This window comes from Kribbella sp. NBC_00662 (genome assembly GCF_041430295.1).
Lineage (GTDB): Bacteria > Actinomycetota > Actinomycetes > Propionibacteriales > Kribbellaceae > Kribbella.
Genome location: NZ_CP109029.1, coordinates 2,333,749 through 2,345,461, shown reverse-complemented (window position 1 = coordinate 2,345,461; position 11,713 = coordinate 2,333,749). Strand labels below are relative to the sequence as shown.

The window sequence follows — 11,713 nt, the reverse complement described above, 5'->3', positions numbered from 1 at the left end:
GTCAGGTCCGCCTGGTCACGGCGTCGAGGACCATCGGCAGGAAGGTGTGCTCGAGCTCGCCCGGTGGGAGTTTGCGGGGCTCGAGCAGGCTCTGCGAGCGGGCGCCTTCGTGTACGGCGATGACGAGGCGGACGAACTGCTCCGCGGGCACGGTCAGGGTCAGTCCGCCCGTCGCGGTGATCTGCTCGACCAGCTTGGTCAGCCTGTCGCGGAACATCGCTCGCTGTTTGTTGAGCGCCCGCGCCGCCTCCGGGTCGCGGAGCGCGTGCAGCGTGAACTCGGTGGAGATCAGATGCCACTGCCGCTGATCAGGCGCTGTCTCGTCGAGCAGCCCCAGAACGGCGTCGAGCAGCGTGCCGGGCTGATTCGCCAGCTCGGGCAGCAGTGCCTCGATCTGCTCGAGGAGCCGGTCGGTCGTGGCCTGGAAGAGCGCGAGGACCAACTCGTCCTTGGACGCGAAGTTCGAGTAGAAGGCGCCGCGGGTGAAGCCGGCGCGTTCGCAGATGTCTTCGACCGAGGCGCCGTGGAACCCGCGCTCGGCGAACACCTCCAACGCACCTTCGAGCAGGCGGGCCCGGGTGTTGGAGCGGCGGCGCTTGGGCGTTTCCATACGAGTAGGATACAGTTCTGTATTGAATACACAACCGTATTGAATCGGGGAACGCAGGATGGAGCTCGAAGCCACCAGGATCAGCGTGCAGGGTCCGCACGCGACGATGCTGCACGCCACGTCGGTGTCGGTCGCGGATCATCAGGTGGTGTTGCTAACCGGATACCCGGGCGCTGGGCACGTTGCGGCGGCGCTGGGTCTGTCCGGGCGACTCAAGCCGGACACCGGCACGGTGCGGCTCGACGGTCAGACTGACCCGGCTCTGCTTCGGCGACGGGTCGCAGTGGTCGACGCACCGGGCATCACCGAGCCGGACGACGCTCTGCCGGTCCAGACGGTTGTGGGCGAGGAGCTGGCTATCGCCGGTCGCAAGGCAGGGCGGAAGGCCGTGCTGGAGTGGCTGGAAGAGCATGACGCCGCGGAGCATGCCGGCAAGCGGTTCGAGCACCTGCCGGTCGCAGTGCGGACCAGACTGCTCGCGGAGCTCACTGTGGCGCGTCCCGACGTACAGGTGGTCATTCTGACCATGCCTGATCGACACGGTGGTGATCCGCATGGCTGGTTCGCGCTTGGGCGCGATCTGGCGGCGCAGGGGTACGGCGTGATCATCACGTGCGCTGACGCGTCCGCTCGGTTGCTGGACGTGAAGGCGGCGCAGATGGGCGAGACAGACCAGCCCGACCCGGTGCAGGTCACCCCGATCGCTCCGGTTGCTCCCGTCGAGGCGCTTGAGGAGGCGGACGAGTGACGGCGCTGCGGATGGCTCTGAGCGAGCTACGTCGTCTGACGGCCGGGCGGTTGCCCAAGCTGGCTGTGGTCGCGCTGCTGCTGGTGCCGGTGCTGTACGGCGGGCTGTACCTGTACGCGAACCACGATCCGTATGGCCGGCTCGACAAGATCCCGACCGCGGTTGTCGTCGAGGACGCCGGTACGACGCTGGCCACCGGCGAGAAGCTGAACGTCGGACCGGAGGTCGCTGGGGAGCTGGTGAAGTCGAAGAGCTTCGACTGGCACGAGGTCGACCGTGCGGACGCGACGGCTGGGGTATCGGACGGGAAGTACGAGTTCGCGCTGGTGCTGCCGAAGTCGTTCTCGTCCGATCTGGCCTCGAGTGCGGACTTCACGCCGCGGCAGGCGCAGCTCGAGCTGCTGACCAACGATGCCAACAACTACATCGCGCACACGATCGCCAACCAGGTCGTGGCGCAGGTGACGAAGACTGTTGCGTCGCAGGTGAGTGAGACGGCGGCGTCGCAGCTGCTCGCCGGGTACAACACCATCCACAAGCAGGTGGGTTCGGCGGCTGCTGGTGCGGCGCAGCTGGAGAACGGCCTGGCGTCGGCGGCGGCCGGGGTCGGGAAGCTGCAGACCGGCGCTGCGCAGCTCAACACTGCGCAGAAGCAGCTGTCTGCTGGTGCAACGCAGCTGGCGACCGGTACTGCGCAGGCGTCGCAGGGTGCGACGTCACTGGCTGCGGGCGCGTCCAAGCTGGACAACGGTCTGGGTACGTTGAAGCGGAAGACGGCGACGTTGCCGAAGCAGACGAAGTCGTTGGCCGCCGGTGCGGATCAAGTTGCCGACGGCAACGAGAAGATCGCTGGTGCCGGGAAGCAGGTCGCTGGTGCTTCGAGCGCGTTGGTGAAGGATCTGTCGACGTTCGACACCCAGCTCGCGGCACGGTTGAAGGCGCAGGGGTTCAGTCAGCATCAGATCCGCGAGGTGCTGCTCGAGACCGCGAAGCTGCGCGCGCCCGTCGTACAGGCGAACACGAAGATCCAGTCGACGTCGAAGCAACTCAACCAGCTCGCTGTCGGTGCGCGAAAAGTGTCGAACGGCGCTGCTGCGTTGGCGGATGCGACGCCGGCGCTGACGAACGGGATCAGCGCAGCGGCTGATGGCGCGGATCAGCTCGATCGTGGAGCTGGTCAGCTGAAGACTGGTTTGGGCAGTCTGCAGACTGGTGCGCAGCAGCTCGCCGCCGGGGAGAAGCAGGCTGTTGTGGGGCAGGGGCAGTTGCTGACCGGTGTGAACGGTCTGGCCACCGGAGTGGGGCAGCTGAAGACCGGTGCGACGCAGCTGAACGCTGGGCTGGCTAAAGGCGTGAAGCAGATCCCCAACCCGTCCGCCGAACAGCGCAAGGCTGTTGCCGAGACGCTTGGAGCGCCGGTCACGTTGCAGAACGTCTCGCAGGCGACGGCCGACAGCTACGGCGCTGGTCTGGCGCCCTTCTTCCTTAGCCTGGCGTGCTGGATCGGTGCCTACGTGTTGTTCCTGCTCGTCCGGCCGCTGTCACCGCGTGCGCTCGCTGCACTGCAGTCGCCGTTCCGCGTTGCTCTTGGTGGTTGGTTGCCTCCGGCCCTCTTCGGCGCGATCCAGGCGACGCTGGTGTTTGTCGCAGTCGTACTCGGCCTCGGCATCCACGCTGCGCATCCGTGGTTGACGGTCGGGTTCCTGATCCTGACGTCGTTCACGTTCGTCGCGATCCTGCACGCGCTGTCGGCCTGGTTCGGTGCTGTGGGCAAGTTCCTTGGTCTGGTGCTGATGGTTGTCCAACTGGTGAGCGCCGGTGGCACGTTCCCGTGGCAGACCATCCCGCAGCCGTTGTACTTCTTCCACCACGCGCTCCCGATGAGCTACGCGATCGACGGCGTACGCCACCTCATGTACGGCGGCCCCGGCACGTCCCTCGGCCGGGACCTGCTCGCCCTGGGCGCCTGGTTTGCCGTGGCCCTGGCCGCGTCGACACTGGCCGCCCGCAAGCAACGCGTCTGGCCGGCCAAGAAACTCCAACCGGAACTGGTGCTCTAGAGGCGCGAGGGCTGTGGTTCAGCTGTTGACGAAGGTGGCGGTGGTGGTTAGGAGGGTGTTGGTGGTGGGTTGGTCGAAGAAGGTTATGAGGGCTTCGTAGGTGCCGGCTTCGGCGGCGGAGGGGTCTACTACATAGCCGTAGTAGCCGTCGGTGTAGCCGATGACGCGGGTGATGGGGTGCGTGCTGTCGGACTGGAGGCAGGCACCGTGGACGGCGAAGAGTTCTACCGGGAGGTTGATCCAGCAGACGTCGCCCATGGTGATGGCGCTGACGGACAGGTCGAGAGCCGGTGGGAGTGCGGCGGCTGCCATCAGGGCCTGGCCGCGGGCGCCGTCGAGGCGGGTTTGGGAGATGCGGCCGGAGGGGTCGTCGGTGCTGGTGGTGCGGGATTCGGCGACGGTGACGAGCTTCTCGGAGTCCTCGGCGGAGGGGATGTTGCGGACCGGGAGCGTCAGGGTCGTACGGCGGATCCTCGGCGGCGACTGGGGTAGCTCCAGCCCGGGGCCGGCCAGCGCCTCGCGGACGCGCCCTGCGAACAGGCTGCCCAAGCGGGTGACCTCGGCGGCGCCGCGCCCCTGCCGGGTGAAGCGAGGGCTGACGTCACCGGCGGCGCCCTGGAGGAAGCCGACGACGGCCGGAGCGAGGGCGGCGCGGGCGGCGCCGGGCCAGTCGGCGGAGTACTTCATGTTCTCGGGGCCGTACGTCGTCGGGTGGCAGGCGAAGTCCAGCAGCACCGCCTCGAGCGAACCGGACAGCGAGTGCAGCGCGAGGATGCCGGCGGTGTTGTCGTGCGGGCCGTTGCGGCGATGCCGGTTGGTGCCGACGCCGATCACCTCGATCGAACGCCACGACGCGGTCACCGGCTGCCGGTCGAGCCGAGCGCTCCGTACGGCGTCGACCAGCGGCTCGACCAGATCGCGCTCTTGCGCTGCCGGGATGACCGGGTGGATCTCGCCGGTCCACCCGGACGGCCCGGAATGCGTGTGTGATGCGGAGATCACGACATGCGACGAGGGGATGCCGGCCGCGGCACCGGCGGCCTCTGCGAGTTCGTGGCAGAGCGCCGAACCGACTGCGATCGCGTCGAGCGTGAGCCAGAGCACACCCGGGTCGTCCTCGCTCGACAGCCAGATCAGGGTGGCTCGCAACGGGTCCGCAGTACCGGTCGCGACACCGGCACGGGCGGCGTACCCGTCGAGCCGGTGGCCGGGCGGCGGTGTGACGTCCAGGGACGTCGCGGCCAGGAGGAGTTCGGTCACGTGAAGGCTCCAACTGTCATACCGGCACTGATCTGACGATGAAAGCCAAGATAAACGGCCAACACCGAAATTATCGAGGCCGTCTCGGCGGGGAGCAGCGTACGTCGGTCAGGCGCGGGCACAATGACAAGTCTCTATCGGACCGCAAGGGCGCCGACCAGGCGGGCTGTGATGTCCCTCGGGCTGGTGATCGCGGTGCCGACCACAACGGCGTAGGCGCCGGCCTCCCGGACGGCCCGGACATCGTCGGGCGTCCAGATCCGGCCTTCGGCGATGATCGGGCAGTCCAGCCGCGCCGCGAGTTGCCGGACCAGCTCGATGTCAGGTCCGGTCGGTGTCCGGCCGTTGGTGTACCCGGACAGCGTCGTGGCGACAAAATCGGCACCCGCATCCCGGGCCGCGAGGCCGGCGTCGAGGCTGTCCACGTCGGCCATCACGGGTACGCCGAGCTCGTCGTGGATCCTCGCGATCTGTTCGTCCAAGCGCTCAGGCCGCGGTCGGAGGGTCGCGTCGAGCGCGACCAGGTCGGCACCCGCAGCGACGACACCAGCTGCGGACTCGTACGTCGGGGTGATGAAGACGCCGGCCGGATCGCCGAGCTTGTGCAACCCGACGATCGGCAGGTCGGTGACCGCGCGGATCGCGGCGATGTCGTCCGGCCCGTTGGCCCGGATCGCGCCGGCTCCGCCTGCCTCCGCGGCTTGCGCCATCAACGCCATCGCGGCCGGACCGTGGATCGGGTTCTCGGGGCCCGCCTGGCAGGAAACGACGAGGCTGCCACGGGCGAGGGTTCTCATCGGCGGTGCGTCACGATCAGGTCGCCGTATGTGCCGGTGGGTCCGGTGGCAAGGCGTTCGGCGCCGTCGAGCGAGTTGCCGGCCGCGGGCGTAAGCCGTGCGCGCGGCGGGAGCGCGTCGCGGACCGGCGTCAGCAGCTGCTCGCCCGCACCCGCGAACAGACCGCCGACACACGCCACCGGAACAGGCCCTTCACCGGCCAACTGAGCGACCGCGGCCTCGATCGTCTCGGCGATGTCCCCGGCTGCGCGTACGACGAGATCGTGCGCGACCGGATCGCCCTCGGCCGCACACCGCAGTACTTCGGGAGCGAACCGGGCGACGTCGTCGACCAGCGTCGAGGAGCGGTACAGCGTGACCGGATCGAGCGCGGTGTCCGCGAGCTTGGTGACCGGCCCGCGCCCGTCGCGTGCGCGCTGTACGGCGACCAGACCCGCGCGACCGATCGCGAACGCGCTGCCGGCGTCCCCGAACAGGTACCCGTGTCCGTCGAGCTTGCGCCAGGTCCCGTCGCGGTCGACCGCGAGACAGACCAGGCCGGTGCCGGCGGCAACCACCACGCCGTACCCCTCGGGCAACGCGCCGGCGTGTGCGGTGACCATGTCCTGTGTCAGCCGGACCTCGTCGGCATCCAGCAACTCGCTGACGTCGGCAGCGAACGCTTCCGCGGATGCCGGCGGGTATCCGGTGAGACCGAGAGCGACCAGCTCGACCGGACCCGTGACCTCGGCAGCGCTCGCGGCGGTCCGGATCGCATCGAGCATCCGGTGCAGAGCGTCCGGTCCGTGCGTGTAACCAGGTCCCTCACCGGTGCGGCCGGACGGAAGAACGCGGAGTCGGAGGGCGGACTGACCGCCGTCGATGGCAATGCGGGTCATGATGCAGTGCAGGTTACTGCGCCTTCAGCGTCGTGGCCCAGGGACTACCTCGAGGTGATCTAGTCCTCGATGTTCGACATCACGTGCTTGATACGGGTGTAGTCCTCGAGGCCGTACATGGACAGGTCCTTGCCGTAGCCGGAGTGTTTGAAGCCGCCGTGCGGCATCTCGGCGACGATCGGGATGTGGGTGTTGATCCAGACACAGCCGAAGTCGAGACGGCGGCTCATCCGCATCGCGCGGGCGTGGTCGCGGGTGAACACGGACGACGCGAGGCCGTAGTCGACGCCGTTCGCCCAGCGCAACGCCTCGTCTTCGTCGGAGAAGCGCTGGACCGTGATGACGGGACCGAAGATCTCCTGCTGGATCGCGTCGTCGTTCTGCTGCAGACCCGACACGACGGTCGGCGCGTAGAAGTAGCCGCGCTCGCCGACGATGGCGCCGCCGGTGCGGACGCTGGCATGGTCGGGCAGATGGCGGACGAATCCGTCGACCCGGTGCAATTGCGCCTCGCTGTTCAATGCTCCGTAGGTCGCCTGCTCGTCGTCCGGCGCACCGGTACGGGTGTGGTTGGCCTGCGCGGTCAGCGCGTCGACGAAGTCGTCATGGATCCGCGGACCGGCCAGCACCCGGGTCGCCGCCGTACAGTCCTGACCGGCGTTGAAGTACCCGGCGGCCGCAATCGCCTCTGCTGCCTTCTCCAGGTCCGCGTCGTCGAAGACCACGACCGGAGCCTTGCCGCCGAGCTCGAGATGGGTCCGCTTCAGCTTCCGCGCCGCCGATGATGCGACCTCCATCCCGGCCCGCACCGATCCGGTGATCGCGACCAGCTGCGGTACGTCGTGATCGACCAGCGCCCGCCCGGTGCTGCGATCGCCGCACACCACGTTCAGGACGCCGGGCGGCAGGAACTCCTGCGCCACCTCGGCCAGCAGCACGGTCGACATCGGCGTCGTGTCGCTCGGCTTGAGTACGACGGTGTTCCCGGCCGCGAGCGCCGGCGCGATCTTCCAGACCGCCATCATCAGCGGGTAGTTCCAGGGCGTGACCTGCCCGACGACGCCGATCGGCTCCCGCCGTACCCACGACGTGTGCCCGGCCATGTATTCACCCGCCGACCGTCCCTCGAGCAACCGCGCTGCGCCGGCGAAGAACCGCAACTGGTCGACACACGGCGGGATCTCATCGGTCACCGTCACCGCCAGCGGCTTGCCCGTGTTCCGGCTCTCCACCGCGACGAACTCGTCCGAGCGCCGCTCCATCGCGTCCGCGATCCGCAGCAACGCGAGCTGTCGCTCGGCCGGTGTCGTGTCCCGCCAGCTCTCGAACGCCCGCGCCGCCGCCGTCATCGCCTGGTCGACGTCCTCAGGGCCCGACAACGGCGCTCTCGCGTACGTCGCACCAGTGGCCGGCTCGATCACGTCGTACGCCGCGCCGCTGAGCGCACTCGTCGGCTTGCCGTCCACGATGTTGGTGATGGTGTCCATGACGGTTCCTATCTGGTCGATGCGTAGACCCGCTCGCCTTGCACGTACGTCTCCCGAACCCGCGCGGCTGCGATCTCGTCAGGCGGCGTTTTGAACGGATCGCGGTCGAGAACCACGAGGTCCGCGAGCGCGCCCGCCTCGATCCGGCCGGTGTCGTCGGCGTGGTTCACCCACGCGCTACCTCTCGTGTACGCCGTGAACGCGGTCGCGAGGTCGAGCGCCTGTTCGGGAAAGAACTGCTCGGCCGTGGAGTCGTCGCGCCGGTTCACCGCGACATGGATCGCGGCGAGCGGATCCGGGCTCGACACCGGCCAGTCCGACCCGGCCGCGAGGCGTGCACCCGACCTGGCCAGCGCGCCGAACGGGTACTGCGTTTTGGCGCGCTCGGGGCCGAGGTACGGCAGGGTGAGGTCGACCATCTGCTGGTCGTACATCGCCCACAGCGCCTGCATGTTCGCGGTCACGTTCAGCTGCGCGAAGCGGGCGATGTCGTCAGGATGGACCACCTGCAAGTGTGCAAGGTGGTGGCGGCGGTCGGCGTCGCCGTTCTGCCGTCGGGCGTGTTCGAACGCGTCGAGGGCTTCACGGACCGCGCGGTCGCCGATCGCGTGGACGTGGACCTGGAACCCGGCCGCGTCGAGTCGGGTGATGTTGTCGCACAGCTCGATCGGGTCGACGAAGGACAGGCCGGTATTCGCGGTGCGGCAGCCGCAGCCGTCGAAGTACGGCTCGAGCATCCCTGCAGTGAAGTTCTCCGCGACGCCGTCCTGCATGATCTTCACGGTGCCCGCGCGGAACCTCGGGTGGTCCGCCGCGCTTCGCCGTCCGACCAGGTCCGGGATCTGTTCGGCGCCGCGATCGCGCTGCCACCACAGCGCACCGTTGACGCGGGCGGTCAGGCGGCCGGCGCGAGCGACCTCGAGGTAGGCGTCGGTCGCGTCGGGCATGTTGGCGTAGTCGCCGAGGATCGCGTCCTGCCAGCCGGTGATGCCGAGCGAGTGCAGGTACGCCTGCGCGTCTTCGAGCGCCGCGACGAGCTCGGCGTGGGTGGTCGGCGGGACATGCCGGCCGACGAGGTCCATCGCGCCCTCGTGCAGGGTGCCGGTCGGTACGCCGTCGGGGCCGCGTTCGATCCGGCCGTCGGGCGGGTCCGGCGTACTCCGGTCGATGCCGGCGAGTGCCAGCGCTTTCGAGTTGACCCAGGCGCCGTGGTGGTCGGCGTTCACCAGGAAGGCTGGGCGGTCGCCGGTGACCGCATCGAGGTCGGCCGCCCGCGGTGCGCCGCCGGGGAAGTCGGGCTGGTGCCAGCCGCCGCCGAGTATCCACGGAAGGTCCGGGTGCTGCTCGACGTACCGCTGGATGATCTCCTGGTACGCCGGGAGGCCGTGCAGCGGAGCGAGATCGCACCGACCGCGTTCGAGGCCGCCCTGCACCGGATGCACGTGCGCGTCGACGAACCCGGGGAGCAGCAGGCCGCCGTCGAGGTCGACGACCTCGGTCGTGCTCGTGCGCTCCCCGGCCGCGACGATCCGGCCGTCACGGACCCCGACATTCGTCCCCGGCCGGTACGACGTCCCGTCGAAGACCGCGCCGTTCACGAACAGGAGGTCCACGAAGCTCCCCAACGGATTCCGCAACAGATGCGGTCGGATACTGCTGACATCGACAGACTAGCGGCTCTTCAGGCACGAAATCACTTGCCTGGACGCGGTTTTCCAGGCACGATGACGGCTATCGGCCAACCTGGAGAAGAGGGAAGCCCTATGCCGTCCGAAACCGACTTCGCCCACCTGCAGCAGTCGGCGCGCGACCACCTGTGGATGCACTTCACCCGGCTGTCGAGCTACCAGACCGGCGAAGTCCCGGTGATCGTGCGCGGCGACGGCGTCTACATCTACGACGCCCACGGCAAGCGGTATCTGGACGGTCTCGCGGGACTGTTCGTCAACCAACTCGGTCACGGGCGGACGGAGCTCGCCGAGGCGGCGGCCAAGCAGGCGTCGGAGCTGGCGTTCTTCCCGCTCTGGTCGTACGCACATCCGAAGTCGATCGAGCTGGCCGAGCGGGTCGCGTCGTACGCGCCCGGCGATCTGAACCGGGTGTTCTTCACCAGCGGCGGCGGCGAAGCGGTCGAGTCGGCGTGGAAGCTGGCCAAGCAGTACTTCAAGCTCACCGGCAAACCGGGCAAGCACAAGGTGATCAGCCGCGCGATCGCGTACCACGGTACGACGCAGGGGGCGCTGTCGATCACCGGACTGCCGGAGCTCAAGGAGCCGTTCGAGCCCCTCGTGCCGAGCACCTTCCGGGTGCCGAACACGAACATCTACCGCGCCCCGATCCACGGAGACGACCCGGTCGCGTTCGGCCGCTGGGCCGCCGACCAGATCGCGGTCGCGATCGAGAACGAAGGCGCGTCGACTGTCGCCGCCGTCTTCCTGGAACCGGTGCAGAACGCCGGTGGCTGCTTCCCGCCGCCACCGGGGTACTTCGAACGCGTCCGCGAGATCTGCGACGAGTACGACGTACTGCTCGTCAGCGACGAGGTGATCTGCGCCTTCGGCCGGCTGGGATACATGTTCGGAGCCGAGCGGTTCGGATACCAGCCGGACATCATCACCTGCGCGAAGGGCATCACGTCGGGCTACTCGCCGCTCGGCGCGATGATCGCGACGGACCGGCTGATCGAGCCGTTCCTGCACGGGGACACCACATTCGCCCATGGCTACACCTTCGGTGGCCATCCCGTTTCAGCCGCGGTCGCCGTCGCCAACCTGGACATCTTCGAGCGCGAAGGCATCAACGAGCACGTCCGGAGCCGGGAGGGGGATTTCCGGGCGACCCTCGAGAAGCTGCTCGACCTGCCCATGGTCGGCGACGTCCGCGGCGCGGGCTACTTCTACGGAATCGAACTCGTCAAGGACAAGACCACCAAGGAAACCTTCAACGACGAGGAGTCCGAACGCCTCCTCCGAGGCTTCCTCTCCAAAGCCCTCTTCGACGCCGGCCTCTACTGCCGGGCCGACGACCGCGGCGACCCCGTCATCCAACTCTCCCCACCCCTGATCTGCGACCAACCCCACTTCGACGAAATAGAATCCATCCTCAGATCAGTCCTGAAAGAAGCCGAATCCCAGCTGTGAGTTGAGCCCGCGTGCTGTCGCGGCGCTTCCTTCGTCGCTCCGCTCCTCAGCGCACCACCCCACACACTCCCACCCACGCCGGCTCATCCCCGTGAATCCCGTCCGGCTACCGCCGGACCGTGCGCGCTCATCGCGCGGCGACTACTAGGCCGGCGTGCCGAGTTGGACAACCCGTGCTGGGACCGCCCGGACCGGCTCCCGCCTGCCTGCTCAGGCGCCCGCCGCACGGCCCGCTACGGGGTCGAAGAATTTCGTCCGGACCGTTAGGTCAGACAATTTATTCTGCCCGCAGAATTGCTTCTCAAGCTTGACAATGACGGTCGTCTCATGCTTGACGATTCATGCTCCACGCTATAAGCTGCTCTTGTAGTTCGAAGTGCTGCCGCCGAAAAGGCTGGTGGCATTTTTTATGCCCATTTGACCGAGGGAGATTAGCTGGGATGCCTTCACCAGGTGAAGCTCCGGCCTATCGGAAACTCACACTGGAAAGGAGTCCTAGATGAAGGGACAGGAAAAGAAGCAGGCGAAGCAAACTGTAAACTCAATCTCTATCAGCATGTCCGACGCGACTGCCAAGAGGCTTTTTCGGCTGGCAAGCAAAGTCGTCACGACAATTGGCGCGGTGACGATACTTCTCGCTTACCTCTATTTCGGCGGCGACCCGAAGGCCGTCATTGACGTGGTTCGCGTTCTTGCATCGACAGCGGGTCGTCTATGACCCAGGGTGTGCGCT

10 protein-coding genes are annotated in these 11,713 nt (G+C 67.9%); 4 read left to right on the top strand and 6 right to left on the bottom strand.

Going from position 1 to position 11,713, the window contains the following annotated elements; translation table 11 throughout:
- Window position 1: 1 nt before the first annotated feature.
- Window positions 2-610: a TetR/AcrR family transcriptional regulator gene (locus OHA10_RS11860; RefSeq protein ID WP_371406232.1), complete on the bottom strand. Its 609-nt coding sequence runs from the start codon at window positions 608-610 to the stop codon at window positions 2-4.
- Window positions 611-668: 58 nt separating this feature from the next.
- On the opposite strand from OHA10_RS11860, the gene OHA10_RS11855 reads away from it, so the two are divergent.
- Both OHA10_RS11855 and OHA10_RS11850 read left to right on the top strand, forming a co-directional pair.
- A complete protein-coding gene (locus OHA10_RS11855) occupies window positions 669-1,358 on the top strand; it encodes a hypothetical protein (RefSeq protein ID WP_371406231.1) in 690 nt (229 codons plus the stop codon).
- Window positions 1,355-3,418, top strand: a complete 2,064-nt coding sequence (locus OHA10_RS11850; protein WP_371406230.1) for a YhgE/Pip family protein — start codon at window positions 1,355-1,357, stop codon at window positions 3,416-3,418. The genes OHA10_RS11855 and OHA10_RS11850 overlap by 4 nt, the downstream gene beginning before the upstream one ends.
- Window positions 3,419-3,436: 18 nt before the next feature.
- Here the strand turns inward: OHA10_RS11850 and OHA10_RS11845 are convergent, their stop codons facing one another.
- The 5 genes from OHA10_RS11845 to OHA10_RS11825 form a co-directional block, all read right to left on the bottom strand.
- Window positions 3,437-4,678: a hypothetical protein gene (locus OHA10_RS11845; protein ID WP_371406229.1), complete on the bottom strand. Its 1,242-nt coding sequence runs from the start codon at window positions 4,676-4,678 to the stop codon at window positions 3,437-3,439.
- A gap of 134 nt (window positions 4,679-4,812) precedes the next feature.
- Window positions 4,813-5,475: an N-acetylmannosamine-6-phosphate 2-epimerase gene (locus OHA10_RS11840; protein ID WP_371406228.1), complete on the bottom strand. Its 663-nt coding sequence runs from the start codon at window positions 5,473-5,475 to the stop codon at window positions 4,813-4,815.
- Window positions 5,472-6,353, bottom strand: coding sequence for an N-acetylglucosamine kinase (locus OHA10_RS11835; RefSeq protein WP_371406227.1), 882 nt, complete (start codon window positions 6,351-6,353; stop codon window positions 5,472-5,474). Before OHA10_RS11835 ends, OHA10_RS11840 begins: the two co-directional genes overlap by 4 nt.
- Window positions 6,354-6,412: 59 nt before the next feature.
- Entirely contained in the window at window positions 6,413-7,840 is a 1,428-nt protein-coding gene (locus tag OHA10_RS11830; protein WP_371406226.1) for a gamma-aminobutyraldehyde dehydrogenase, read from the bottom strand.
- An 8-nt stretch (window positions 7,841-7,848) separates the two neighbouring features.
- Window positions 7,849-9,453: an amidohydrolase gene (locus OHA10_RS11825; protein ID WP_371406225.1), complete on the bottom strand. Its 1,605-nt coding sequence runs from the start codon at window positions 9,451-9,453 to the stop codon at window positions 7,849-7,851.
- 150 nt (window positions 9,454-9,603) lie between these two features.
- Here OHA10_RS11825 and OHA10_RS11820 point away from each other — a divergent pair, with 150 nt between their 5' ends.
- Window positions 9,604-10,980: an aspartate aminotransferase family protein gene (locus OHA10_RS11820; protein ID WP_371406224.1), complete on the top strand. Its 1,377-nt coding sequence runs from the start codon at window positions 9,604-9,606 to the stop codon at window positions 10,978-10,980.
- 499 nt (window positions 10,981-11,479) lie between these two features.
- The gene (locus OHA10_RS11815) at window positions 11,480-11,698 is read left to right on the top strand and encodes a hypothetical protein (RefSeq protein WP_371406223.1); all 219 of its coding nucleotides are present in this window, start codon (window positions 11,480-11,482) and stop codon (window positions 11,696-11,698) included.
- The last annotated feature ends 15 nt before the right edge of the window (window positions 11,699-11,713 follow it).

Bases quoted from the DNA above. Each gene is read 5' to 3' on its own strand.
- OHA10_RS11860 (WP_371406232.1), bottom strand. From the start codon at position 610: ATGGAAACGCCCAAGCGCCGCCGCTCCAACACCCGGGCCCGCCTGCTC.
- OHA10_RS11855 (WP_371406231.1), top strand. From the start codon at position 669: ATGGAGCTCGAAGCCACCAGGATCAGCGTGCAGGGTCCGCACGCGACG.
- OHA10_RS11840 (WP_371406228.1), bottom strand. From the start codon at position 5,475: ATGAGAACCCTCGCCCGTGGCAGCCTCGTCGTTTCCTGCCAGGCGGGC.
- OHA10_RS11835 (WP_371406227.1), bottom strand. From the start codon at position 6,353: ATGACCCGCATTGCCATCGACGGCGGTCAGTCCGCCCTCCGACTCCGC.
- OHA10_RS11830 (WP_371406226.1), bottom strand. From the start codon at position 7,840: ATGGACACCATCACCAACATCGTGGACGGCAAGCCGACGAGTGCGCTC.
- OHA10_RS11820 (WP_371406224.1), top strand. From the start codon at position 9,604: ATGCCGTCCGAAACCGACTTCGCCCACCTGCAGCAGTCGGCGCGCGAC.
- OHA10_RS11815 (WP_371406223.1), top strand. From the start codon at position 11,480: ATGAAGGGACAGGAAAAGAAGCAGGCGAAGCAAACTGTAAACTCAATC.